The organism is Microbacterium sp. PF5 (assembly GCF_004794315.1).
In the GTDB taxonomy this organism is placed as follows: Bacteria; Actinomycetota; Actinomycetes; order Actinomycetales; family Microbacteriaceae; genus Microbacterium; species Microbacterium sufflavum.
Genome location: NZ_SSDQ01000133.1, coordinates 1 through 25245 on the forward strand (window position 1 = coordinate 1; position 25245 = coordinate 25245).

Consider the following 25245-nt stretch of genomic DNA (forward strand, 5'->3'; position numbering starts at 1 on the left):
CCGCGTCTGTCGCGTCCGCGTCTGTCGCGCCCGCGTCTGTCGCGCCCGCGTCTGTCGCGCCCGCGTCTGTCGCGTCCGCGTCTGTCGCATCCGCGCCGGCCGTTCCTGCGCCCGCCCATCCCGCGCCCGTCCGCCCTGCGCCTGTCCGCCCCGCGCTCGTCGCTCCCGGGCGCGACGTCGCACCTGTCGCCGCCCCCTCCGGTGTCCGCTCCACACCGCCCTCCCGCCTCCCGCGCCCGCGGTTGTGCACGCTCCCCGAGGCCGTGGCGCAGAACGTGTCGCGCGTGCGGCAGTCGACGTCCGCGCAGATCATGGCCGTGGTCAAGGCCGACGGCTACGGGCACGGGGCGGTCGCGGTCGCCGAGGCTGCCGTCGCCGCGGGTGCGACGTGGCTCGGGGTGACCGACGTCGCCGAGGGCCGTGCGCTGCGAGCGGCCGGCCTGGCCGTCCCGATCCTGTCGTGGCTGAACCCGGGCGGGATCGACGCGGTCGCGGCCGCGCTCGACCGGATCGACGTGGCGGTGGGCTCCGTCGACGAGCTGCGGGCGCTGATCGCGGACGCGGTCGCCCCGGTGCGGGTGCACCTGCACCTCGACACCGGGATGGCGCGAGGGGGCTGCCCGCTCGCCGACTGGCCGGAGCTGCTGCGGCTGGCCAGGGCGGCGCGCGGCCGCGTCGAGGTGGTCGGGGTGATGGGGCATCTGCCGCGCGCGGATGAGGCCGATCCGGCCGCCAACGCCGCGGCGGTGCTGCGGATGCGGCACGGCCGCGACGCGGTGCTCCGCGCCAGCTTCGGTCCGGTGCTCGTGCACCTCGCCGCGACCTCCGGCGCGCTGACCGATCCGGCGACGCACTTCGACCTGGTGCGCGTGGGGGCCGGGCTCGTCGGCATCGATCCATCGCTCACCACCGTGCTGACCGGCGCGGCGCGGTTCACCGCCGCGGTGGTGCACAGCGCGTTCGTGCCGGCGGGCACCGCGGTCGGGTACGGCGGCGCGCACGTGACGGATCGGGCGACCCACCTCGCGGTCGTGGGCGTCGGATACGCCGACGGCATCCCGCGCGAGCTCGCGCCCGGTGCTGGCGTGGAGCTCGACGGCGGCAGGCACCCCGTCGTCGGGCGGGTGTCGATGGACCAGATCGTGATCGACACGGGAGCGACCGCGGTGCCCCGCGGGGCCGTCGCGACCGTGTTCGGACCGGAGGGCGGCGCGGTGCCGTCGGTGCAGGACTGGGCGAGGTGGGCGGGCACCATCCCGCACACCATCGTCACCGGCATCGGCCCGCGCGTGGAGAGGGGGATCGCATGATGACCAGGGTGCTGGTGATCGGCGGGGGGCAGAACTCCGAGCACGACGTGTCGCTGGCGTCGGCGGCCGCGGTCGCCGCAGCGCTGCGACTCGGCGACCACGAGGTGGTGTGTGCGACCATCGGCCGCGACGGCGTGTGGCGGTCCGACGCGCTGCCCACGGCCGGGAGCGCGGCAGAGTCGCTGCAGCAGGCGCTCGGGCTCCTGGCCACGGTCGACGTCGTGTTCCCTGCCGTGCACGGGGTGCTCGGGGAGGACGGTGCGCTCGCGGCCCTGTGCGCACTCGCCGGGGTGCGCGTGGTCGGCTCCGGGCTGCGGGCGGGCGCGATCGGCATGGACAAGTGGACCACGAAGCTCGTGGCCCAGGCGGTCGGCATCGGCACCGCGCGGGGGCGACTGGTGGGGGCGGCCGACCTCGGCGACGCGGAGTTCGACGAGCCCGTGGTGGTGAAGCCCGTCTCGGCCGGGTCGAGCCACGGTGTGAGCCTGGTGTCGGCGGAGGGCGAGCTGCTGGGGGCGCTGCGGGAGGCCGCGCGCTTCGACCGGCGGATCCTCGTCGAGGAGGTCGTGCGCGGCCGGGAGGTGGACGTGGCCGTGATCCGCGAGAGAGGCGGCGTGCGGTGGGCGGCCCCGCCCCTGGAGATCCACGCGCCCGGACTGTTCGACACCGCGACCAAGTACGACGGCTCGGCCCGCTTCACGGTTCCCGCGCAGCTGGATCCCGCGCAGACGAGCGCCCTGCAGCGGGCGGCGGTGGCCGTGTTCGACGCCCTCGGCTGCGACGGCGTGGCCCGCATGGACTTCTTCCTCACGGAGCGGGGGCCCGTGCTGAACGAGGTCAACACCATGCCGGGCATGACCGCGGCGTCACAGGTGCCGCGCATGTTCGCCGCCGCGGGCGTGCCCTACGTCGATCTCGTGACGCGACTGGTGCGGGCTGCGTCGTGAAGGGGGTCAGCGGATGACGGGTTCCGTCGCCGAGAGCAGTCCGAGCTCGGATCGGCGCGGGAGCCCCTCCCAGTCGCCGGGGCTGAGGCAGGCGAACGCTCCGGCGGCGTTCGCAGTCGCCAGGCGCTCGGCCGGCTCTCGCCCCGCCGCGAGTTCGGCGAGGTAGCCGCCGACGAACGCGTCACCTGCGCCGACGGTGTCTACCGGCTCGATGGTGATGCCCCGTGCCGTATGCTGCTCGCCGTCGATCACGGCCAGGCATCCCTCAGCGCCGAGCTTCACCACCGCCTGCTGGGGCCCGAGGTCCGCGAGCCGCCGCGCCAGCTGCTCCGGCTCCGCGTCCTGGTCGAGCACGAGTTGTGCCTCGTCGGCACCCGCGAAGACGATATCGACCTCGGGCAGCAGCCGTCGGTACACGGCGCGTGCCGTGGCGGCGTCCCAGAGGGCGGCGCGATGGTTCACGTCGAACGACACGGTCACCCCGTGGGCGCGGGCGCCGGCGATCGTGCCGACCACGGCGTCGAGGGCGGTCGTCGACAGCGCGGCTGTGATTCCGGTCACGTGCAAGATCCGTGCAGCGCGCAGCACCTCCTGGGGCACGTCCGTCCGACCGAGCCGGGAGCCCGCGCTGCCCGCGCGGGCATAGGTCACCTGAGCCAGCACCGGGGTGCGGGCGACTCGTACCATGTGGGCAGTGGGGGCTGCGGCGTCGACGACGGTGTGTACGCGGACGCCCTCTGCCCGCAGTTCCCGGAGGACAAGCTCGCCGAAGGCATCGTCACCGACGCGCCCGCACCATGCCGCCGTGCCGCCCAGCCGTGTCACGGCGATGGCGACGTTGCTCTCGGCTCCGCCCACGCTCAGCGTGAAGTCGGCGTTGTGGGCCAGCGGCCCGACGCCTGTGGAGCGGAACAGCGCGAGGGTCTCACCCAGCGTGACGACGTCGACCGCAGGCACCGTGGCGCCCGGCTCCGGGCCGCTCACCGGGCGAGCCAGCCGCCGTCGACGGGCAGCACGACACCGTGCACATAGGCTGCCGCATCGGAGGCGAGGAACACGACCGCGCCCGCGAGGTCGTCCGGGTTGCCCCAGCGCCCGGCCGGGATCCGTTCCAGGATCTGGTTCCGACGGACGCCGTCGTCGAGCAGCGCCTCGTTCATGTCGGTCGCGATGTAGCCCGGCGCGACCGCGTTGACGTTGACGCCGCGGGCCGCCCACTCGTTGCACAGCGCCTTGGTGAGCTGCGCCACGGCACCCTTCGACGCGGCGTAGGCGGCCACGCGCAGCCCGCCCTGGAAGCTCAGCAGCGAGGCCATGTTCACCACCCGCCCGGAACCCCGCTCCAGCATGACCGCGCCGAAGCGCTGTGCGAGCCGGAAGGCGGCGCGGGTGTTCACGGCGAGCACCGCCTCGAACTCGTCCAGCGGGAAGGCCTCGGCGGCGTGCCGCGCCTGGATGCCCGCGTTGTTGACGAGCACGTCGACCGTTCCCCGGGCCAGCACCTCGTCGCAGGCGCGATCGATCGAGTCGACGGAGGCAAGGTCCACCGCGACCGCCGACAGGGAGGCGCCGCACTCCCGCGCGACGTCCTCGAGGTGCGCGGCATGACCGCCGCGCTGCATCGTGATGACATCGGCACCGGCACGCAGCAGTCCTTCCGCCACCGCGGCACCGATCCCGCGCGATGCTCCGGTGACGACCGCCGTACGTCCGTCGAGCCGGAACGGCGCGGCGCTCATCGCTGGGCCTCCGCCGCCGCCACGGTGTCTGGAGCGACGAGCACCTTGAGGGCGGAGCCCGCTGAGGTGGCTTCCGCGAACGCCTGCGTGGTCTCGGCCAGGTCATACACCGAGACCGGCAGACGCTCCAGACCGAGGGCGTCGCTCTCCACGAGGCCCACGGCATCGCGGAAGTCCGCGGTCGTGTACACCCGCACCCCGACGAGCGTCTGCTCGGTGAAGGTCACCGCCTGCAGGTCGAGCTCGACCGGTTTCTTGTAGACGCCGACCAGCACGATCGTGCCCCGCACCGCGGCCGCACGCGGCAGCTGCTGGGCGACCGAGGGGTGGGCGGCGGAGTCGAAGACGATGCGCGCGCCGCCGGGGATGGCCGCCCGAATAGCCTCCGCTGCATCGTCCGTCGCGGGCAGTGTCTCGAAACCGAGCGTCTCGGCCAGGGCGCGTCGGTCATCGCCCGGCTCGACGACCAGGATTCGTCGGGCGCCATAGTGCTGCGCGACGAGCGCGGTGAGGATGCCGATCGGACCGGCTCCGAACACCGCCACCGTCTCTCCTCCGGTCAGCCCCGACCGCCGGACCGCGTGCACCGCGACGGCGAGCGGCTCGATGAGCGCCGCGGTCCGCACCGGCACCGCGTCGTCGACCGGGAAAAGCCGGTCGTGCGGGAAGGCGGCGAACTCCGCGAGCCCGCCGGGCTCGTCGATCCCGTACAGGCCGAGCCGTTCACAGACGTGCGCGAGGCCGTCGCGGCAGGGGGTGCACGTGCCGCAGCTGAGGAGCGGAAGCACCGCCACCCGTCGCCCGTGCAGCTCGGGGTCGTCACCGCTCACGACCCGACCGGTGACCTCGTGTCCCGGGATCAGGGGGGCCGCGGCGCGCGGATGAGTGCCGTGCAGGATCGAGAAGTCGGTGCCGCACAGGCCGGTCAGCTCGACGTGCACCAGCGACTCGCCCGCGCGGAGAGCGGGGCGCGGGGCGTCGGCGATGCGGACGAGATCCGGGCCCTCCCAGATCGCGGCTCTCATGGAGTTTCCGTTCACTTGCTCACCTCCGGGTTCAGCAGGTCGCGCGGTGCGCGTCCGGCGCAGAACTCCACCACGTTCTCGATCGTCCGCCTCTTCAGTTCGGCCTCGGACTCCTCGCTGTACCAGGCGGTGTGCGGCGTGACCACAACGGACGGCAGTTGCAGCAGCGCGCTGGTGGGCGGGAGCGGCTCTTCCTCGAAGACGTCCAGCGCGGCCGACTTGATGCGGCCGTCGCCGAGGGCTCGCACGAGCGCTGCCGTGTCGACCACCCCGCCGCGGCAGGTGTTCACCAGCATCGCTCCCGGCTTCATTCGCTGCAGCGCGTCGTCGTCGATGAGGTGACGGGTGCGTTCGTCGAGCGGCACGTGCAGCGACACGACATCGGCTGTCGCGAGCAGCTCGTCGAGCCCGACGAGCGTCACCCCTCCGCCCGATGCCTCGGTGCGGGGGTCGTGGCCGACGACGGCGAAGCCGAGAGCGGCGGCCTTGCGCGCGGTGGCGGCACCGATGCGGCCGACTCCCACCACGCCGAAGGTCAGGGCCGAGATGCGGTGCAGGGGCTTCACACCGCTGAGGGCGTAGGTGCCGGCGCGGGTCCGGCGGTCCAGCTCGGTCACCCCCCGCACGAGGGACAGGGCGAGCGCGATCGCGTGATCCGACACGTCCTCGGTCCCGTAGTCGGGCACATTGCACACCGCGACACCGCGCGCTGTCGCGGCTGCCACGTCGACCGTGTCGACACCGACCCCGTACCGACCGATCGCTCGCAGCTGCGGGAGCGCGTCGAGGACGCGCGCCGTGATGGGGGCGTACTGCACGAGGATCGCGTCTGCACCGGCTGCTGCGGCGATCACCTCGTCTTCCGTGCGGCACTGGAACAGCTCCAGCGCGATCCCGTGCGCGGCGGCGACGGCGGTCTCCTCCGCGATCGCATCGTGGTCGCAATCCGTGATGACGATCCGCATGCGTCGTCCTCTCCTTCGTGGCGATGACACCGTCCGCTCCCGTGCGGCGAACCGGATGGTTGGCAACAGTAGCCGATCTGTGTATGGTTAGGAAATCGGTTTTCTAGCGGGGTCCGCAGGACTCCTCGATTCGGAGCACTCATCAATGGCGAAGATCACGAACGTTCGTACCGACCTGTACCGGGTGCCGCTGGCGACCGCTCTGTCGGACAGCACGCACGGCGACATGCTCGACTTCGAGCTCATCGTCGTGCGGATCACCGATGCCGATGGCGCTACCGGAATGGGGTACACCTACACGGTCAACGCGGGAGGCGACGCGGTCGCGCGGATGATCGACCCCTACCTCGGCGACATCCTCCGCGGTGAGGACGCCGATCTGATCGAGGCGCTGTGGCAGAAGATGTGGTGGCACCTGCACTACGCGGGTCGCGGCGGGCACGTCACCTCGGCGATCTCCGCGGTCGACATCGCGCTGTGGGATCTGAAGGCCCGCCGGATGGGCCAGCCCCTCTGGCGGGTCTTCGGCGGCTTCGACCCGCGCGTGCCCGTCTATGCGGGTGGCATCGACCTGCAGTTCAGTACCGAGCAGCTGCTCGCCCAGGCCGACGGGTTCCGTGCCCAGGGCTTCCGTGCGATCAAGATGAAGGTCGGTCGTCCCGACCTGCGCGAGGACGTCGCACGTGTCGCCGCGATGCGCGAGCACCTCGGCGACGGCTTCCCGCTCATGGTCGACGCGAACATGCGCTGGTCGGCGGATCAGGCCATCGCGGCCGCCCGTGAGCTGCGCGCCTTCGACCTGGTGTGGCTGGAGGAGCCGGTGATCCCCGACGACCTGCGCGGCCAGGCCCGAGTGCTGGCCACTGGAGGTCTGCCCATCGCCGCCGGGGAGAACTTGCACACCCTGTACGAGTTCCGCGCCGCGATCGACGCCGAGGCCGTCACGTACCCCGAACCCGACGTGAGCAACTGCGGAGGCATGACCGTGTTCCGCAAGATCGCGGCGCTCGCCGAGGCGCACAACCTGCCGGTGACCAGCCACGGGGTGCACGACCTCACCGTGCACTGCCTCGCCGCGGCACCGAATCGCACCTACATGGAGGCGCACGGCTTCAGCCTCGAGCCGTACCTCGCAGAGACCATGCCGATCGTCGACGGCGTCGTGACCGCGCCGGATCGGCCGGGTCACGGCCTCGACCTCGACTTCGACCGGCTCGCATCGCTGCGAGCCTGACCCTCGGCCGCCGCCACCGCAGACGGCTGTCCATCAGAAATCAAAGGAGATGTCATGAGATCCACGCGCATCATCACGGCGGCCGCCCTGGCTGCCGGAATGCTCATCGCGGTCAGCGGCTGCGCGAAGCCGCTCGACGACGGCGGCGGTGCGGCGGCGAACGGCAAGGGTACCGAGCAGGTCGTCGAGAGCAGCTCGGAAGCCACCTGCGTCAACCCGAAGCCATCCGACAAGAAGCTGTCGGAGCTGAAGATCGGCTTCTCGCAGTCGGAGAACGAGCAGAACCCGTTCCGAGCGACCGAGACCGCGTCGGTGCGGCAGTCCGTCGAAGACGCCGGGTCGGAATTCGTCTACACGAACGCCAACAGCGACCAGGCCAAGCAGCTCAGCGACATCCAGTCGATGATCAACCAGGGCGTGGACGCACTGATCGTGGCGCCCATCAGCGCCACGGGCCTGCAGAGCGCGTTCGAGGCAGCCAAGGCCAAGGGCATTCCGGTCATCACGATCGACCGCGAAACCGCGGGCCAGCCCTGCACCGACTTCATTTCATTCATGGGCTCCGACTTCGAGAAGCAGGGGCAGCGCGCGGGTGAGGCGATGATCGACGCCCTGGGCGGCAAGGGCGTGGTCGCCGAGATCCAGGGCGCACCGGGGAGCGACGTGGCGACGTTGCGCACCAAGGGGTTCGCCGCAGCGACCAAGGACGCCTCCGGACTCGACGTGGTCGCCCAGCAGACCGGCAACTGGGCGACCAGTGAGGCGCAGGAGGTCCTGGCGCAGCTGTTGTCGTCCAACCCCGACATCAACGCGGTCTATACGCACAGCGACACCATGGCGCTGGGCGCTCTGACGGCCATCTCGCAGGCCGGACTGACGCCGGGCGCCGACGTCACCGTGGTGTCGATCGACGGCACGAAGGACGCGGTGAAGCACGTCGCCTCGGGCGACATCGCCGCGATCGTAGAGACGAACCCCCGGTTCGGACCCGCCGCGCTGGACCTGCTGAAGGACTGGTTCGCCGGAGACCCGGTGTCGCAGAAGATCATCATGAAGGACGAGCTCTACACGAAGAAGAATGCCCAAGACGCGCTCGACTCCGGACGAGCGTACTGAGCCCCGCCATGACACTGCGCGAGAGGACGGGCGCATGAGGTCGCCCGAGACGAACGTGATCCTCGAAGCCCGCGACATCACGAAGAGCTTCAACGGGGTCCGCGCCCTCAAAGGGGCGTCGCTGACGCTCCGGGCCGGCGAGGTGCACGGGCTGAACGGCGAGAACGGCGCCGGAAAGTCCACGCTCATCAAGATCATCACCGGGTTCTACCAGCAGGACGGCGGCGAGGTTCTGCTCGACGGTCGTCCCGTACGGTTCCAACGGCCCAAGGACTCCCAGGCTGCGGGCATCAGCACCGTCTATCAGGAGGTGAACCTCATCCCGGAGCGCACGGTGGCGGAGAACATCCTCCTCGGGCGCGAGCCGCGGCGGGCGGGGTTCCTGCGCAAGCGGGCTGCCGTCGCCGAGGCTCAGGCGATCCTCGACCGGTTCGGTCTGGGGATCTCGGCCAGGGCGACGCTGTCGTCGCTGTCGTTGGGGATGCAGCAGATGGTCGCGATCGTACGCGCGGTGGCCTTCGAGGCGAGTGCGGTGATCCTCGACGAACCCACGTCGGCGCTCAACGGCACCGAGATCGACATCCTGTTCGGCGTCGTCCGGCAGCTGCGGGACGAGGGGCTGGCGATCATGCTCGTCAGCCACCGCATGTCCGAGTTGTATGAGCTGTGCGACCGCTTCACGGTGCTCCGCGACGGGCGCTTCGTCCTCGAGAGCACCCCGGCGCAGCTGCCTCCGGCCGAGCTCGTGGCCGCCATGCTCGGGGGCATCGCCCTCAACGACACCCAGCGCGACCCGGCGCAGCACCGGGAGCGCATGGCCGCGCTCGACGACGGGGACACCGTGCTCGACGTCGAGGGGCTCACGTGGGGCAATCGCCTCCACGACGTGTCGTTCGCCGTGCGCCGTGGCGAGATCGTCGGACTGCTCGGTCTGCTGGGGTCCGGGCGGACGGAGATCTGCAAAGCCGTGTACGGGGCGATCCGCCCGGACCGGGGCACGATCCGACTCGAGGGGACAGCGCTCACGCGGTCCTCTCCTGCCCGTTCCTTGCGAGCCGGGATCGCCTACCTCTCAGAGGATCGGCGCCACGAGGGCATCTTCCCCGGACTGAGTGTGCGCGAGAACCTGACCGCGGCGGTCCTCGGCCGATTGTCGACTTTCGGTGTGGTGCGACCACGGGAGCAGAGCGCCCTGGTGTCCCGATTCGCCGACGAGCTGCGACTCAAGGCCGCGGGTGTGGAGCAGCCGATCTCCGAGCTGTCCGGCGGCAACCAGCAGAAGGTGCTGCTGGCGCGGTGGATCGCCACCGAGCCCAAGGTCGTGCTGCTCGACGACCCCACCCGCGGGATCGACGTCGGCGCGAAGGCCGAGGTGCACCGAGTGGTGCGTTCCCTGGCCGAACGGGGTATCGGTGTGCTGGTCACCTCCAGTGAGACGGAGGAGCTGCTCGCCCTGTGCGACCGGCTCGTCGTGCTGAGCGAGGGAGCGGTGGTGGGCGAGCTCGATCCGCTCGCCGTCGATCCGGCCGATGTCGTCGGTCTGCTCTCGGCCGCTTCTGCCGGCTCTCTGACGACGACGGGAGGGAACCCGTGAGCGTTACGACCACGACCACGTCGGTGGTGATCCCCGAGCGCACACCCCGGGAGAAGCTCGCGCACTTCGCGCGCACCACGACCGTCTACATCGCGCTGGTGGTGCTCGTCGTCTACAACCTGGTGGCCACCTCCGGCTTCGCGACCGTCGCCACCCTGCAGAACGTGCTGTTCGCCGTCGCTCCGATCGTGCTGATCGCGGTCGGCCAGACACTCGCTATCGGAACCGGGGGAATCGACCTGTCGGTCGGGTCGGTGATGTCGCTGTCGTCCGCGATGATCGCGCTGTACCTCGGGTACGGCGAGGTGGTGGCGCTGCTGACGGGAGTTCTGGTCGCAGCGGCTCTGGGTGTGCTCAACGGCACCATGATCGCCTACCTGCGCATCAACCCGCTCATCACCAGCCTCGGGCTGCTGGTCGCCGTCCGCGGCCTCGCTCAAGCCCTCTCGGGTGGGGCGCGCAGCCCGCTGCCCGGCGACGGCCTGTTCGAGTGGCTGGGCAATGCCGTGCTGTTCGGCATTCCTGCCGTCGCACTGATCGCGGTCGTGGTGGCGGCGGCGATGTGGCTGCTGGTCAAGAAGACGACGTTCGGACGGTACGCGCTCTTCGCGGGCTCGAACCGTGCGGCCGCCCACCTCACGGGTACGCCGCGCAACCGCACGCTCATCGCGATCTACGCCCTCAGCGCCGGTCTCGCCGGTCTCGCCGGCGCTTTCGTGTCGGCGCGCATCGGGGCGTCCGATCCCAGCTTCATCGGCATCCATCTGGAGCTGACCGCGATCGCCGCCGTGGTGATCGGCGGCACGCCGCTGGTCGGTGGTCGCATCAACATCGGGGGCACGGTCGCTGCAGCGGTCTTCCTCCAGGTGCTCGACACCACGTTCATCATGAACAACCTCGATTTCGCGTACGCGCAGGTACTGAAGGCGGTCCTCATCGTGGTCGCCCTCTTCCTGCAGCGTGCTGGGAAGGACGCACGATGACGGCCCTGGCGCAGGATCCCTCGCGACGGACGAGCGCGTCGTCGCACGGCCCGGGGCGATGGGCATCCGGCATGCAGCGCTACGGGATCGTGGGCGTGCTGGTCGCGGTCGGCATCGTGGCGACGTTCGTGTCACCGTCGTTCGGCACCATCGACAACGCCGCGAACATCGTCACCGCTGCCTGCTTCATCGGGCTGATCACCATCGGGCAGAGCTTCGTGCTCATCACCGGCGGGATCGACCTCTCGGTGGGTTCGATGATCGGCCTCGGCACGGTGCTCGCCGCGCTGGCGGCACCGGCCGGGTGGGTGGCGGCTCTGCTCGCGCCCATCGTCGCCGGAACCGTGCTGGGCCTCGTCAACGGCATCCTCGTCGGCAAGGCCCGCATGGCGCCCTTCATCATCACCCTCTCGGCATTGTTGGCGGTGAACGGCATCGCGGTGGCCCTCGCGAATTCGAGCATCGTGATCGATTCCGGCGTCTTCACGTCGATCGCCAACGGCAGCACCCTGGGCCTGCCCAACCTCGTCTGGATCCTGCTGCTGGCGTTCGTGGTCGCTGCCGTGGTTCTCAACCGCACCCCGTTCGGGTCGCGGATGTTCGCCCTGGGTGGCAACGAGGAAGCCGCGCGGATGATGGGCGTCAACGTGACGCGCGTGAAGGTGCAGGTGTACACGATCAGCGGTGCACTGGCCGGGCTCGCCGGCGCGCTGCTGGCCTCGCGGCTCTCGTCCGGCGTCGCCAGCTTGGGGTCGACGTACGAGCTGAAGTCCATCGCCGCGGCGGTGATCGGCGGAGTGCTGCTCACCGGCGGGGTCGGAACCATGCTGGGCGCGCTCTCGGGCGTGCTCCTCATCGCGATGATCGACAACCTCATCAACCAGCTCGGTTCGCTCAACGCCTATGTCCAGGACCTGTTCACCGGCGTGTTCCTCGTCCTGGCGATGATCGTGCAGACGCTCCTCAGCCGGCGACGAGAACACTGACCACCACCACTCCTTCGAGAAAGGGAACCCACATGTCGACTCTCGACAGCAAGATCGCACTCATCACCGGCGCCGCCTCGGGTATGGGCCGTGCCATGGCGCTCGGTTACGCCGCCGAAGGCGCCCACGTCGTCATCGCCGACCTCAACCTGGAGGGCGCGGAGACCGTCGTCCGCGAGATCGAGGCCAGCGGAGGACGTGCCTCCGCTCGAGTTCTGAACGTGGCCGATCCTGCCGCGTCCGCACAGCTCGTGGCCGACGTCGTCGAGGAGCACGGCCGCCTCGACGTGCTCGTCAACAACGCCGGCATCGGCCTGATCAAGGCGGTGTGGGACACCACGCCCGAGGAGTGGGACCGGATCTTCGCCGTGAATGTGAAGGGGCTGTTCTTCCTCACCCAGGCGGCGGCAGAACCGATGCGTCGTCAGCGCAGCGGCAAGATCATCAACATGGCCTCGGTCGCGGGTCGCCGCGGTGAGGCCCTGGTCACCGCCTACTGCGCCTCGAAGGCGACGGTGATCTCGGTCACGCAGTCGGTCGCGCTCGCCCTTGCGCCGTACGGCGTGAATGTGAACGCGATCGCCCCCGGTGTCGTCGACACTCCCTACTGGAAGGAGGTCGACAAGCAGTTCGGCGCGATCACGGGCAAGGCCGAGGGCGAGACGTTCAAGGGCATCGGTGAGACCATCCCCCTCGGGCGCACCTCCGTGCCGTCGGACATCGTGCCGATGGCGGTGTTCCTCGCAGGATCCGGCTCCGACTACATCACCGGCCAGACGTTCAACGTCGAGGGCGGAACCTACTTCAACTGATCGTCTCGATTCGAGGAGCTCGCATGTCCACCATCACTCCCCGTCCGCTCCTGGGCGAAGGAACCCTACTCGGCACCACGCCGCGCATGCTGGTCGGCGGTGACTGGCGCGACGCAGAAGACACCCGTCCGGTCGTCAACCCCGCCACCGGTGCTGTGTTCGCCGAGGTCCCCGCCGCCGACGCCTCGCACGTCGATGCCGCGGTCGCGGCCGCGGTGCGTGCGCAGCGCGACTGGGCGCGTCGTCCGGCGACCGCGCGCGCGGCCGTCCTGGCCGAGATCATCCGACGCGTCGAGGAGAACGCGGAAGAGCTGGCGCAGCTGGTCGTCGCCGAGCAGGGCAAGACCATCACCGAGGCGCGCGGAGAGATCCAGGGCGTGCGGGCGTTCTTCGACTTTGCGATGAGCCAGAAGTACCGCACGGAGGGCGAGGTCGTCACACCGTCGAGTGCGGAGCGTCAGCTGATCATCCGCGAGGAGCCGTTGGGTGTGGTCGTGGCGATCATCCCGTGGAACTTCCCGGCAGCGATCTTCGCTCGCAAGGTGGCTCCCGCGCTGATGACCGGCAACGCCATCATCGTCAAGCCGAGCGATGTCACTCCGCTCTCGTCCCTCGCCCTCGCGCGGATCTGTCAGGACGCGGGCGTTCCCGACGGGCTCCTCAGCGTGCTCACGGGGCGCGGCAGCGTCGTGGGGACGGCGCTGATCGACCACCCGGACACGTCGATGATCACGGTCACCGGGTCCACGAGGGCGGGGGTCGAGATCCTCGAGCGCGCGGCGAAGAAGGTCATCCCGGTGTCGCTCGAGCTGGGAGGCAAGGCCCCCTTCATCGTGTTCGGCGACGCCGACCTTCCACGCGCCGTGCAGGACGCATTCGAGGCGCGGTTCATGAACTGCGGTCAGGTGTGCACCTGCAACGAGCGCACGTACGTGCACCGGTCGGTGTTCGACGAGTTCGTCGCTCGGCTCGTCGAGAAGGTCCGCGGCCTGCGGGTGGGGGATCCGCTCGATGAGGACTCGCAGATGGGTCCGAAGGTGTCGGCGGAGGAATGGGCGAAGGTCGACGACATGGTGGCGGCGGCGGTGGCGGCCGGTGCGAAGCTCGAGATCGGCGGCGGGCGGCCGTCGGGGTCCGAAGGGAAGCCGGGCTTCTGGTACGCCCCGACGGTCTTGACGGGTGTGACGAACGAGATGGACATCGTGCAGCAGGAGGTGTTCGGGCCGGTGCTGCCGATCGTGCCGTTCGACGACGAGGACGAGGTCTTCGACTTCGCCAACTCCACCCCGTACGGTCTCACCGCCTACGTCTACACGACCGACATCCGCACGGCCCTGCGCGCAACGGACGCACTCGCGTTCGGCGAGGTGTACATCAACCGGGTGGGCCCGGAAGAGGTGTCGGGCTTCCACACGGGGTGGAAGATGTCGGGTCTCGGCGGCGATGACGGGCATCACGGCTTCGAGCGCTACACCCAGCGCAAGACCGTGTACGTCGACTACAGCCGCGACGCCTGATCGCCGGCGAGCTGACGCAAGACCGCTGTGCCGGGTTCGGGGACCCCGGGCCCGGCACAGCCCGCATGAGAAGATGACGCGTGCCCGATTCACCCCCAGCTCGCGGGCGAGTCCGTCTGATCGACGTCGCCGAACTCGCCGGCGTGACCAAATCCGTCGCCTCCCGGATCCTCAGCCGTGACGAGACGCTGAATGTGCGGCCCAGCACCCGCGCGCGCGTGCTCGACGCTGCCGAGCGCCTGCAGTACTCTCCGCACGCCGGGGCGCGAGCGCTCGCCGCATCGACCACCGGTGCGCTGTCGCTGCTGATCCCTGACCTGACGAACCCCGTCTACGCCCGCATCGCCCGCGGCGCCTATCAGCGCGCGCACGATCTCGGCTACGTGGTGCTGTTGGCCGAGGACAATGAGGAGACCGATGCGCGGGCCGACTTCACCGACCTGGTGGACGCCGGTCGCGTGGATGGCCTGCTCATCGCGAGTGCCCGACAGGATCACCCGCTCATCGAGTCGGGCCGCCTCGCTGCGATCCCCCACGTGTTCGTCAACCGCACCGTGCCGGACTCCGGACGCAATGTCACCGTGGACCTGGAACTCGCGAGCCGGGTCGCGTACGAGTACCTGCATGGCCTGGGCCACCGCGCGGTCGCGCACATCTCGGGCCCCGGCGGGCTGAGCCCGGCACGGGACAGGGAACGGGGGTTCCTGGAGGCCGCCGCTCGGTCGCATGCGCCGATACCGCACGTGGTCCACGCCGACTTCTCGGAGGCGGGCGGGTACGCCGCCGTCGAGGAGATCCTGCGCGAGCGGCCCGACATCACCGCGATCTACGCCGGCACGCTGCCGCAGTCGATCGGAGCCCTGAAATCTCTGCAGGTCCTGGGGCGTCGGGTTCCGCACGAGGTGTCTCTGCTGTCGTACGACGACCTGCCGATGGCGGCGTACCTGACGCCGGCGCTGACGACCCTGGAACTCCCACTGCAAGAGCTCGGAACCGCTGCGGTCGACGAGCTGGTGCAGCAGTTGCGCGGGGGGCCGCCGCGCGACGTCACGCTCGGCTCGCACATCCGCATCGTCGAACGGGATTCGGTCACGTCGATCTCGTGACGCGACTGGTGCGGGCTGCGTCGTGAAGGGGGTCGACAGGGGTCCTGCGACGGCGGATCCTGGGAACATGACGGCGTTCACGGTGCACGATGCGTTCAGCGGTTTCAGTGTCGACGACCTCGACGCGGCGCAACGGTTCTACGGCGAGACCCTCGGGCTCGAGGTCGCCCGGAATGCGATGGGCTTCCTCGAGCTGCGGCTCGCCAGCGGCGGCAGCATCCTCGTGTACGACAAACCGAACCACGAGCCGGCGAGCTTCACGATCCTGAACTTCCCGGTGGCGGATGTGGATGCCGCGGTCGACGAGCTGCGCGCCAAGGGGGTCGAGACGAAGATCTACCCCGACGACGTGTTCCCCTCGGACGACCGCGGGATCGTGCGCGGCGACGGACGCGGGCCCGACATCGCGTGGTTCCGCGACCCGGCGGGCAACGTGCTCGCGGTGATGCAGGCCTGACGCCCGTCGGTCCCGCGCCGGCTCAGAGCCGGTCGACCGCGGTCACGGTGACGACCGCCTCGCCGGCCTCGTCTGAGGCGGCGAGGTCGATCGTGGCGCTGATGCCCCAGTCGTGGTCGCCCGCGGGGTCGTCGAGGATCTGCCGCGCGGTCCAGGCCGTCGGGCCCTCGGTGAGCAGCAGCAGCCGGGAGTTGCGGGCGTCGGCACCGGTCAGGATCTCGTCGTGCTCGGCGAAGTAGCCGTCGAGCGCGTCCGACCAGGCGTCGGCGCCGAAGCCGGGGTCGAGCTCGGCGAGCGCCGCCACGTCCTCCCGCGCGGCCAGCTGCACGCGACGGAACAGCTCGTTGCGCACCAGGATGCGGAACGCCCGGGTGTTGGCGGTGAGGCGCTTCGGGGCGGGCGGCACGATCGGCTCGTCCGGCGCGTGCGGGTCGAAGCGGCCGTTGTCGGTGCCCGTCGCGAGCTCGGTCCACTCGTCGAGCAGGCTGGAGTCGATCTGGCGCACGAGCTCGCCCAGCCACGCGATGAGGTCGCGGAGGTCCTCGTCCTTGCGCTCCTCGGGGATCGTCTGCGATGCCGCGCGGTAGGCGTCGGACAGGTAGCGCAGCACCACGCCCTCCGACCGGGCGATCTTGTAGAACGCGACGTATTCCCCGAACGACATGGCCCGCTCGTACATGTCGCGCACGACCGACTTGGGGCGGAGGGAGAAGTCGCGGATCCACGGCTGCGCGGCGCTGAACGTCTCGAACGCGGCGTCCAACAGCTCGTCGAGCGGGCGCGGGTAGGTGATCTGCTCCAGCAGCTCCATCCGCTCGTCGTACTCGATCCCCTCCGCCTTCATCGCCGCGACCGCCTCGCCGCGGGCGAGGAACTCCTGCTGGCTGAGCACGGCGCGCGGGTCGTCGAGCGTCGACTCCACGATCGAGATCATGTCGAGCGCGTACGAGCCCGTGCCGGTCCCCGCGGACGGGTCGGGGTCGAGCAGGTCGAACGCGGCGAGGGCGAACGGCGACAGCGGCTGGTTGAGGGCGAAGTTCGGCGGCAGGTCGACCGTGAGGCGGATGTCGCCGTCGGCGGTGCGCTGCACGACTCCCGACTCCCGCAGCGTGCGGAAGATGCCGATCGCCCGGAGCGCCAGCTCCCGCTGTCGGACGCGGGTCTCGTGGTTGTCGTAGACCAGGCGGCGCATGTGGGCGAACACGTCGCCGCCGCGCGCGATCACGTTGAGCATCATGGCGCTGGTGATCTGCATGTGCGAGGTCAGCGTCTCGGGTGTCGCGTCGATGAGCTTGCGGAACGACGGCTCGCCCCACGACACGAACCCGTCGGGTGCCTTCTTGCGGATGATCTTCCGCTTCTTCTTCGGGTCGTCTCCGGCCTTGCGGATCGCGGCGAGGTTCTCGGTCTCGTGCTCCGGAGCCTGGGCCACGACGGTGCCCGCGGTGTCGAAGCCCGCACGCCCCGCACGCCCCGCGATCTGATGGAACTCGCGGGCGTTGAGCTGCCGCATCCGCGTGCCGTCGAACTTCGTCAGGGCGGTCAGCAGCACCGTGCGGATGGGCACGTTGATGCCGACCCCCAGCGTGTCGGTGCCGCAGATCACCCGCAATAGTCCGCGCTGGGCGAGCTGCTCGACCAGGCGGCGGTACTTCGGGAGCATGCCCGCGTGATGCACGCCGATCCCGGCGCGCAGGAACCGCGACAGCGTCTTGCCGAACGCCGTGGTGAAGCGGAACTCGGCGATCAGGGCCGCGATCTCGTCGCGCTGCTCGCGCGACGCGACCTTCGTGCTCGACAGCGCCTGGGCGCGCTCCATGGCCGCCGACTGCGAGAAGTGCACGATGTAGACCGGCGCCTGCCCGGTGGCGAGCAGGTCGTCGATCGTCTCGTGGATGGGCGTCGTCTCGTAGAAGAAGTGCAGCGGCACCGGGCGCTCGACACCCGTGACCGTCGCGGTCTCCCTGCCCGTGCGTCGGGTCAGGTCGGCAGCGAGCGCGGTCACGTCGCCGAGGGTCGCCGACATGAGCACGAACTGCGCCTGCGGCAGCTCCAGCAGCGGCACCTGCCACGCCCACCCGCGCTCCGGGTCGGCGTAGAAGTGGAACTCGTCCATCACGACCAGTCCCACGTCGGCGTCGCTGCCGTGCCGCAGGGCGAGGTTGGCGAGGATCTCGGCGGTGCAGCAGATGATGGGAGCGTCCGCGTTGACCGAGGAGTCGCCCGTGATCATGCCGACGTTCTCGGCGCCGAAGACGTCGACCAGGGCGAAGAACTTCTCGCTCACGAGCGCCTTGATCGGCGCCGTGTAGAAGCTCCGACGGTCGCCGACGAGCGTGGCGAAGTGCGCCCCCACCGCAACCAGCGACTTGCCGGTTCCGGTGGGCGTCGAGAGGATCAGGTTGTTCCCCGAGACGATCTCGATGAGCGCCTCGTCCTGGGCGGGGTAGAGCCGGATGCCCGTCGACTCCACCCACTCCACGAACGTCAGGTACACGGCGTCCGGATCGGCCGCGTCGGGAACGGTGGCGGGCTCGAGCCGCGGCGGGGAAGTCATGGTCCCTCGATCATCGCATCTGCATCAGACTCCCGTTCCCGTCACGCCCAGTGCGGTCAGCAGCTCGTAGGCCGTGGACCGCGCGTGCACGATGACCGCGCCGAGCTGCGATTCCGCGGCCGACACCGACAGCAGCAGCTGCCCGTACGGCGCGAGGATGAAGCTCAGCAGCGCCATCTGGCTGTCTTCCACCGACAGCGACACGATCGCGGACAGCGTGGGTTCGGTACCGCCCGAGATGATCTCCGCCTCGGCGCGGGCCACGCCGAACAGCGAACCGTTCATGGCCGCGAGGTGCTCGCCCGACTGCGGGTCGAGTCCGATCGAGGCGATGTGCAGGCCGTCGGCGGTGCCGAGGACGGCCGAGGTCAGCTCGGGGAAGCGGCTCTTCAGCTGCTCCAGCCGGGTGATGGCGGACTGGTTCACGATGCCCGACCAGAGCGCCCAGTTGCCGGCGATGTCGGGGTGCATGCGCGACGGGTCGTGCGGAACGGCCTCCGCGTCACCGTGTGTTCTCATCAGGTCTCCTCAGGAAGGTCGAGCGCCGCGCTGGCGACGCGCATCACGCTGTCGCGGTCGCGGGCGTCGGCCGCGAGCACACGCGAGGGTGGCACCGCGTGCTGCTGCAGCACGTCGGCGAGAGCCCGACGGATCGAGCCGATCGATCGGTGGTCGCTGTGGCTGACGACGATGATCAGCCGATGCAGCTCGGCGGGGAACAGTCGCAACCACTCCGCGGTGTCGGAGGTCATGGTGGGCTGATCGCCCCGCACCCAGAGCAGGATGCGGGTGCCGGGCAGCGACACGTTCGGTCGTGCTGCGGCGAACCGGCGCTGCCCCGGTACGCCGATGAGCGCGACCGAGACCTCGGGTGTCGGCCGCCACGTGCCGAAGTCGAGCCCGACCGTGGTCGTCGTCTTGTCCTCGCCCTGGGCCGCGGTGGCACTCATCGGCACGTCGGTGTCGACCGGCGGCACGTCGCTCAGAGCGCGCACCGCGGTGGTCTTGCCGGCGCCGACGGGCCCCGCGAAGATCATGCGATATCGGGTCGGCATGTCTGCTCGTCGCCAACGAGAGCGCCTCAGCGGCTTCTCCGAGGAGTGTGCCCTGCGTGGCCGCGAGCTTCCGAGGCCGCTCCCGACGGCCTCCTCGGTCAAGCGGCGAGCGCCGTGACGTGGCGGTTCACCGACGAGCGCAGCATCGCCAGGTTCGTCGCCTGCCGATCGGCCGCGATGTACAGGAACATGCCGCCGTCGATGAGCTTGAGGAGGTGCAGCTGCGTGTCGAGGGTGAGCAGCATGTCCTCCAGGTGGGCGTCGAGGCCGAGCGCCTCGATGGTGCCGTTCTTGTTCTTCACGATCTCGGCGTTGAAGGCGCTGGCGACATCGAGATCGAAGTCCGGTCGGGTCGAGCTCGACGTGATCGGCAGCCCCGACTCCAGGTCGACGATCGACGCGCCGATGAAGCCGTTGATGTCGTGGGCGATGTCGTCGATCAGCTGGTTCAGCTCATCCTGCGTAGCCATGGTTCTCCCCAGTGTGTGGTTTTCACCGCGCACACCAGAGACCGCCCAGTGCGGTCACCCCCAGAGTGCACGCGATCACAAAAGTGTATAACGTTACCCGCCACTGCGCGAACCGGGTCCCGCCACGCCGCGCCAGAGCGTCAGCCCTCGCGACGCCGCACGATCTCGGCGATCCACAGCGGGGCGAACGGCGAGGTGCAGCCGGGAGCGGTGGGGTAGTCCGCCAGCACCCGCAGGCGCTCGCCGATGTCGATGGCCCTGGCGCGGTGCTCCCGGTGGAAGATGCCGATCGTCGCGAGCGTCTCGTTCATCGCCCACTGCAAGCGCGGCGGCGCGTCGGCGAGGTCGCGCTCGATGCGGTCGAGCAGCGCGTCGAGATCGAGCCCGTCGGGGTCTTTCGCGACGCGCACGGTCGTGAGCGACCAGGCGGCCGCGGCCACGGTGGGATCCGGGTCGTCGAACCAGCGGGTGCGGAGCTCCTCCGTGAGCGGCGACTTCTTCACGACGTAGTTCACGAACCAGTCGTTGACCTTCGGCGGACGTGTGTCGCGCAGCAGGGCGTCGAGCTCGTCGGCGGTGAAGTCCCGCGGCCGGCAGATCAGGATCGCCAGGAGCCGGGCGGCGGTGGCGCCGGTCGCCCACAGCGCGGTCGCGAGCGCCTGGTCGGTCCCGATCCGCTTGGCCAGGGCGCGCATCCGGCTGAGGTTGATGCCGTGGTCGTCGCCGCGCTTCTCGTTCGCCGCGCGCTGCTTCGGATCTTCGAGCGCCGCGAGCTCGGCCACGGCGGCGTCCACGGTCATACCGGCCATGCTCACAGGGTACGCGCGGTCACTCCTCGTCGAGCAGCTCCCCGCGGATCCGCCGCAGGTCCTCCATGAGCGACCCGACGAGGATCCAGTGCTGCGACGACGGCGGACGGACCACCAGCGGCGCCGTGAGGGCCGGGATCGCCGAGGTCAGCGCCTCGGGCTCGGGCGCCGGGGCGGACGACTGCACTGCGAGCCGCACGTCGTGCCCGGCCCGGCGCAGCTGCTCCGCGATCGCGGCCACCGCCGGCTCCTCGCCGAGGCGGTCGTCGTAGTGGTCGAAGTAGGCGCGGGTCATCCCGATGGTCTGCGTGACGATGGGGGACAGGCGGTCGAGCAGCTGCCGCAGTTCCGCCAGGTCGGCCCGGTGGGTCGAGCGGCGCGGGTTGAGGGTGAGCGACTCCTCCCCGGCGGCGATCGCGGCCTCGGCAGCGTCTTTCATCGGGCGGAGCAGCCGCACCTCGAGCATCAGCTCCTGGAGTCGCGCGGGGGTCTGCGGCTCGGGGAGGGCATCGGCGAGGCGGTCCAGGCTCGCCGCGAGCTCGCGCCCGAGGAGTCCGACGTCGCGCCGTGCCGGCTCGACCAGCACGGGCGGCACGATCAGGGCGTTCACCACGATGCCGATCACCACGCCGATCAGCGTCTCGGCGATGCGGGCGATCGCATACTCCGGGCTCGACGACCCCAGGGCCAGCACGAGCATCGCCGAGATCGCCACCTGGTTGCCGGTGCCCGGCGAGGCCCGGAAGATCCAGGCGACGAGCATCGCCACCACGATCGCGAGCAGCACGATCCAGCTCGGTGAGCCGAGGAGGAGCCCCAGCGCGACGGCGATCACCACCCCCACGATCACGCCGATGCTGCGCTCCAGCGCCTTGGACAGCGACTGGTTGACGCTCGGCTGCACCACCAGCAGGGCCGCGATCGCCGCGAACACGGGCAGCTGCCCCGGGAAGGCCCAGCCCGCGATCAGCCAGGCCGCGATCGTGGCCGCGGCCGACTTCACGACCTGCAGCAGCGGTGACCGCTGGGAGGCGCGGATCGCGGCGGGGATGCGCATGGCCTCCACGCTAGTGCGCCCGCGGGCGCGGGATGATACGCGCCGACTGCGGACCCGTCCATCGGGGTGACCGATCCGCCGGCCAGGCGGAGAGTGGGCCACCCCAGCGACAAGCGACCCGGCGAGGAGGCCGACATGTACTTCCACCTGCAGCAGCTCATCAACGACATCGAGGTCGACGAACCGGACCCCGCGGCGGCCAACGCGCTGCAGGAGGGTCTGGGCGGCCAGTTCGGCGAGATGCGCACGATGATGCAGTACCTGTTCCAGAGCATCAACTTCCGTGGTCCAGCGGGCAAGCCGTATCGCGACCTCATCCAGGGCATCGGCACCGAGGAGATCAGCCACGTCGAGCTGATCGGCACGACCATCTCCCGGCTGCTCGACGGCTCTCCGGCGTATCAGGGCAAGAAGGACGCCCCCGTGGATGCACCGGGAGCCGGCGGCGCGGTGCCGCTCGAGATCGCGCTCGACCACAGCAACATCCACCACTACCTGGTCGGCGCGCAGGGCGCCCTGCCGGTGGACGCGGCGGGGAACCCGTGGATGGGCAGCTACGTGTACAACTCCGGCAACCTCGTGCTCGACCTGCTCTACAACCTCATGCTCGAGTCGACCGGCAGGCTGCAGAAGTGCCGCCTGTACGAGATGACGGCGAACAAGACGGCGCGCTCCACGATCTCGTACCTCATCGTGCGCGACCAGGCGCACGAGAACGCCTATGCGAAGGCGCTCGAGACCCTGGGGGTGAACTGGCGCACGAGCCTGCCGATCCCCAAGACGAACGCCGAGAGCTTCCCCGAGGTGAAGCGGCTGCTCGACCTCGGTCTGCAGAGCACGCAGTACTCGTTCGACCTGGACGACCGCTCCGAGGCAGGGCGCATCTTCCAGGGGATGTCGCCGTCGGGCGACGGCACCGAGCTGATCGCCGACCAGCAGGCACCGGAGGGCGTGCCGTCGGTCATCGCGCCGGAGCGCCCCGAGGAGTTCGCGCCGGGTGCGGACGCCGAACTGCAGGCGCTCATCCAGGCCACCGCCGAGATGGAGATGGCCGACATCGACGCGACCTTCGGCCGGATGACGTCGAGCTGAGGACCGTCGTCGATCGGCGCCGCGATGTCAACCCCGTGGCCGATACCGGCTCGCGACGGCTGAATGGAAGCACACGAACGACGAACAGCAGAGGAGCATCCCATGGTGCAGATCATCGAGACCATCGACGTCGACGTTCCCGTCCGCACGGCATACAACCAGTGGACGCAGTTCGAGAGCTTCCCGAAGTTCCTCGACGAGGTCGTGTCCATCACGCAGCTCGACGAGAAGCGCACGCACTGGAAGGTGAACGTGGGCGGGGCGGAGCGCGAGTTCGACGCCGAGATCACCGAGCAGCACCCGGATGAGCGCGTCGCCTGGAACAGTGTCGGCGGCGAGACCGAGCACGCGGGCGTGGTGACCTTCCACAAGCTCGACGACACCACCACGCGCGTCACGGTCCAGCTGGACTGGGAGCCGGAGGGGCTGCTGGAGAAGGTGGGCGCACTCGTCGGCGCCGGCTCGCACGCCGTGAAGAAGGACCTCAAGAACTTCAAGGAGTTCATCGAGGGGCGCGGCGTCGAGACGGGCGCCTGGCGCGGCGACGTCGACGCCTGATCCGCGGGCGACCGGAGGGCGCGCGACCGGAGATCGACGAGGCCCGGAGCACCGCAGCACGCGGGGGTCCGGGCCTCGTCGCGTGTCCGGCGTGCGCGGAGTCGGGGGTGCGCACGTCGGCGCCCCGTGCTTGCATGAGCGCATGGAGAGGGACCGGAGGCTGCGCGCCGAGGCTGCAGCGGTCGCGGCGACCGCCGTGTGCTTCGTGCTCGGCGTCGGCGCGGGACTCGTCGTGCTGCGCGGGGCGTCGAGGCCGCTGACCGGCGAGACGGGTCTGGCGATGCCGGTCGCCGTGGTCGCCGGGGTGATCGCCGTGGGGGCCTTCGCGGTGAGCACACTGCGGCACCGTCGCGGCGAGACCACCGGGATGCCGCGCTGGCAGGTGGTCGTGTCGCACCTCTCGGCAGGCGCACTCACGCTCGCGTTCGGCGCCGTGACCGTGATGGGCGTGCTGCTCACAGCGGAGGTGCTGGCCGTCGGGCTGCGCGGGCTCGAGCTCGGGGCGGTGGGCGGCGGTCTGCTCGCCGGGGTCGCGGCGGCCGTGGGCGGCCGGTTCGCGTTCGGGGCCGGGGTCGGGCTGCGCACGGCCGACCTCGCCGGGCTCCTGTTCGGCTTCCTGGTGATCGGCACGCTGTTCGCGATGGTGACGGCGGTCGACCCGCGGTGGTGGGAGGAGAACTTCTCGCAGCTCGGCGTGGGGTGGGCGTTCAACGGCACGCTCGTGGTCGCCGGGCTGCTCGTCGCCACGGTCGGCGCGTACATCGGCCGTGACCTGCACCGCCTGCAGGGCGACGACGCCCTGCCGCGCATCGCCGTGATCGTGGGCCTGTGGGCGGCCGCTGGTGCGGCGCTCGCCGCCGTGGGGCTGCTGCCCCTGTACCGGGCACCCCTGCCGCACGACATCGCGGCCTTCGCGGCGCTCGTGCTGTTCCTGGCCGCCGCGGCACTGACCACGGTCGCGGTACCGGGGCGACCGACGGCGCTCGTGGCGACGTCGATCGCGGTGGGCGTGCTCGTGGTGGTGGCGGTCGTGCTGTGGCTGCCGTTCGGGCTGTACGCGGTCACGGCGCTCGAGGCGATCGTGGTCGGGCTGGGGCTGCTGTGGCTGACGACGCTCGTGCGCGTGCTGGCGATCCTGGTGCCGGAGGCGTCGCGTCCCTCGGCCCGGCGCTCGCCGCTCCGCGCGGGCTGACGCCGGCTCGACGAGGCGGGTCAGCGAGCTTCGGGTGCGAGCACGCCGGAGATGAGCAGTTGCACCAGGTCGGCAGCCCGGTACCGCGCGTCGCCGGTCGCGCCGATGCAGAGGTTCCCGATGCCTCGGAGCACGGTGTACGCATCGATCGGGGGCGTCCCCTCCGCGGACCCGCGCGCTGCCTCCAGGAGCGAGGCGCACACCGGGACGAGACGGTCGACGAAGGAGGTGTGCAGGGCGTCGGATCCGGCGCTGTCGCCCTGCAGTGCGCCGGGCAGGCCATGCTTGGTGACCAGGAACTCCACGAACAGGGCCACCCACGCCCGCAAGGCGGCTTCGGGGGTCGCGCTCTCCGCAAGAAGGCGGGGACCGGCGTCGGCGCACGCTTCGACCTGGTGCCGGTACACCGCGACCACCAGCTCGGAACGCGTCGGAAAGTGACGATAGATCGTCCCGACGCCGACTCCCGCCTTCGCTGCGATCTCTCGGACCGGAGCATCGACCCCGGACGTCACGAACACTGCTGCCGCCGCCTCGAGCAGAGCCTGCTCGCTCCGGCGCGGGCGGCCCGCTCGCTGCGGCCGCGCATCGTGCGACGGCTCGCTCTCGACCTCGCTCATGTCCTGCTCCGGTTCCCTCAACGGCGCTCGCTTGCATTACGGAG

25 protein-coding genes are annotated in these 25245 nt (G+C 70.5%); 14 read left to right on the forward strand and 11 right to left on the reverse strand.

The features are described from left to right. The first annotated feature begins 263 nt into the window (after positions 1–263). On the forward strand, positions 264–1310 hold the full coding sequence (gene alr, locus DW297_RS11945; RefSeq protein WP_240744607.1) for an alanine racemase: 1047 nt from the start codon (positions 264–266) through the stop codon (positions 1308–1310). After that, a complete protein-coding gene (locus DW297_RS11950; protein ID WP_136032650.1) occupies positions 1307–2257 on the forward strand; it encodes a D-alanine--D-alanine ligase family protein in 951 nt (316 codons plus the stop codon). Before alr ends, DW297_RS11950 begins: the two co-directional genes overlap by 4 nt. Before the next feature lie 6 nt (positions 2258–2263). On the opposite strand, the gene DW297_RS11955 is transcribed toward DW297_RS11950, so the two are convergent. The 4 genes from DW297_RS11955 to DW297_RS11970 are packed head-to-tail and all read right to left on the reverse strand — an operon-like array spanning position 2264 to position 5986. After that, on the reverse strand, positions 2264–3241 hold the full coding sequence (locus tag DW297_RS11955) for a sugar kinase (RefSeq protein ID WP_240744608.1): 978 nt from the start codon (positions 3239–3241) through the stop codon (positions 2264–2266). Then, the gene (locus DW297_RS11960; RefSeq protein ID WP_136032652.1) at positions 3238–3996 is read right to left on the reverse strand and encodes an SDR family oxidoreductase; all 759 of its coding nucleotides are present in this window, start codon (positions 3994–3996) and stop codon (positions 3238–3240) included. The genes DW297_RS11955 and DW297_RS11960 overlap by 4 nt, the downstream gene beginning before the upstream one ends. Beyond that, entirely contained in the window at positions 3993–5021 is a 1029-nt protein-coding gene (locus DW297_RS11965; protein WP_136032654.1) for a zinc-dependent alcohol dehydrogenase, read from the reverse strand. Before DW297_RS11965 ends, DW297_RS11960 begins: the two co-directional genes overlap by 4 nt. Positions 5022–5032: 11 nt before the next feature. Continuing rightward, positions 5033–5986: a C-terminal binding protein gene (locus tag DW297_RS11970; RefSeq protein WP_136032656.1), complete on the reverse strand. Its 954-nt coding sequence runs from the start codon at positions 5984–5986 to the stop codon at positions 5033–5035. Between the two features lie 145 nt (positions 5987–6131). Here DW297_RS11970 and DW297_RS11975 point away from each other — a divergent pair, with 145 nt between their 5' ends. The 9 genes from DW297_RS11975 (at position 6132) to DW297_RS12015 (ending at position 15791) form a co-directional block, all read left to right on the forward strand. After that, positions 6132–7220 carry a mandelate racemase/muconate lactonizing enzyme family protein gene (locus DW297_RS11975; protein WP_136032658.1) on the forward strand — a complete coding sequence of 363 codons (1089 nt, stop codon included), beginning with the start codon at positions 6132–6134 and terminating at the stop codon, positions 7218–7220. 54 nt (positions 7221–7274) lie between these two features. Next, complete coding sequence (locus tag DW297_RS11980) at positions 7275–8336, forward strand: ABC transporter substrate-binding protein (RefSeq protein WP_205828287.1); 1062 nt, start codon at positions 7275–7277, stop codon at positions 8334–8336. 34 nt (positions 8337–8370) lie between these two features. Beyond that, positions 8371–9930 (forward strand): sugar ABC transporter ATP-binding protein, encoded by a 1560-nt coding sequence (locus DW297_RS11985; RefSeq protein ID WP_136032660.1) that lies wholly within the window; start codon positions 8371–8373, stop codon positions 9928–9930. Then, on the forward strand, positions 9927–10913 hold the full coding sequence (locus DW297_RS11990) for an ABC transporter permease (RefSeq protein WP_168442853.1): 987 nt from the start codon (positions 9927–9929) through the stop codon (positions 10911–10913). Before DW297_RS11985 ends, DW297_RS11990 begins: the two co-directional genes overlap by 4 nt. Next, the gene (locus DW297_RS11995; protein ID WP_136032665.1) at positions 10910–11899 is read left to right on the forward strand and encodes an ABC transporter permease; all 990 of its coding nucleotides are present in this window, start codon (positions 10910–10912) and stop codon (positions 11897–11899) included. The genes DW297_RS11990 and DW297_RS11995 overlap by 4 nt, the downstream gene beginning before the upstream one ends. Before the next feature lie 32 nt (positions 11900–11931). Next, complete coding sequence (locus DW297_RS12000) at positions 11932–12711, forward strand: glucose 1-dehydrogenase (RefSeq protein ID WP_136032667.1); 780 nt, start codon at positions 11932–11934, stop codon at positions 12709–12711. Positions 12712–12734: 23 nt separating this feature from the next. Then, positions 12735–14228 (forward strand): aldehyde dehydrogenase family protein, encoded by a 1494-nt coding sequence (locus tag DW297_RS12005; protein ID WP_136032669.1) that lies wholly within the window; start codon positions 12735–12737, stop codon positions 14226–14228. 80 nt (positions 14229–14308) lie between these two features. Then, positions 14309–15334, forward strand: coding sequence for a LacI family DNA-binding transcriptional regulator (locus DW297_RS12010; protein WP_205814383.1), 1026 nt, complete (start codon positions 14309–14311; stop codon positions 15332–15334). A gap of 67 nt (positions 15335–15401) precedes the next feature. Then, complete coding sequence (locus tag DW297_RS12015) at positions 15402–15791, forward strand: VOC family protein (protein WP_136032671.1); 390 nt, start codon at positions 15402–15404, stop codon at positions 15789–15791. A gap of 22 nt (positions 15792–15813) precedes the next feature. Here DW297_RS12015 and DW297_RS12020 read toward each other — a convergent pair whose 3' ends face one another. The 6 genes from DW297_RS12020 to DW297_RS12045 all read right to left on the reverse strand — a co-directional run bounded on the left by DW297_RS12020 (position 15814) and on the right by DW297_RS12045 (position 21739). After that, on the reverse strand, positions 15814–18348 hold the full coding sequence (locus tag DW297_RS12020) for a DEAD/DEAH box helicase (protein WP_136032673.1): 2535 nt from the start codon (positions 18346–18348) through the stop codon (positions 15814–15816). Positions 18349–18372: 24 nt separating this feature from the next. After that, positions 18373–18867: a roadblock/LC7 domain-containing protein gene (locus DW297_RS12025; RefSeq protein WP_136032675.1), complete on the reverse strand. Its 495-nt coding sequence runs from the start codon at positions 18865–18867 to the stop codon at positions 18373–18375. Further along, positions 18867–19403 carry a GTP-binding protein gene (locus DW297_RS12030; RefSeq protein WP_136032678.1) on the reverse strand — a complete coding sequence of 179 codons (537 nt, stop codon included), beginning with the start codon at positions 19401–19403 and terminating at the stop codon, positions 18867–18869. Before DW297_RS12030 ends, DW297_RS12025 begins: the two co-directional genes overlap by 1 nt. 98 nt (positions 19404–19501) lie before the next feature. Further along, on the reverse strand, positions 19502–19873 hold the full coding sequence (locus DW297_RS12035; protein WP_136032680.1) for a hypothetical protein: 372 nt from the start codon (positions 19871–19873) through the stop codon (positions 19502–19504). 140 nt (positions 19874–20013) lie between these two features. Continuing rightward, positions 20014–20682, reverse strand: coding sequence for a DNA alkylation repair protein (locus DW297_RS12040; protein ID WP_136032682.1), 669 nt, complete (start codon positions 20680–20682; stop codon positions 20014–20016). 19 nt (positions 20683–20701) lie between these two features. Next, complete coding sequence (locus DW297_RS12045) at positions 20702–21739, reverse strand: FUSC family protein (protein WP_136032684.1); 1038 nt, start codon at positions 21737–21739, stop codon at positions 20702–20704. Positions 21740–21874: 135 nt separating this feature from the next. On the opposite strand from DW297_RS12045, the gene DW297_RS12050 reads away from it, so the two are divergent. From DW297_RS12050 to DW297_RS12060, 3 genes are all read left to right on the forward strand, one after another. Continuing rightward, a complete protein-coding gene (locus tag DW297_RS12050) occupies positions 21875–22831 on the forward strand; it encodes a manganese catalase family protein (protein WP_136032687.1) in 957 nt (318 codons plus the stop codon). Between the two features lie 102 nt (positions 22832–22933). After that, on the forward strand, positions 22934–23389 hold the full coding sequence (locus DW297_RS12055; protein ID WP_136032688.1) for an SRPBCC family protein: 456 nt from the start codon (positions 22934–22936) through the stop codon (positions 23387–23389). Positions 23390–23531: 142 nt separating this feature from the next. Beyond that, entirely contained in the window at positions 23532–24581 is a 1050-nt protein-coding gene (locus DW297_RS12060) for a DUF998 domain-containing protein (RefSeq protein ID WP_240744609.1), read from the forward strand. Positions 24582–24601: 20 nt separating this feature from the next. On the opposite strand, the gene DW297_RS12065 is transcribed toward DW297_RS12060, so the two are convergent. Then, positions 24602–25201 (reverse strand): TetR/AcrR family transcriptional regulator, encoded by a 600-nt coding sequence (locus DW297_RS12065; protein ID WP_136032691.1) that lies wholly within the window; start codon positions 25199–25201, stop codon positions 24602–24604. Positions 25202–25245 lie beyond the last annotated feature (44 nt).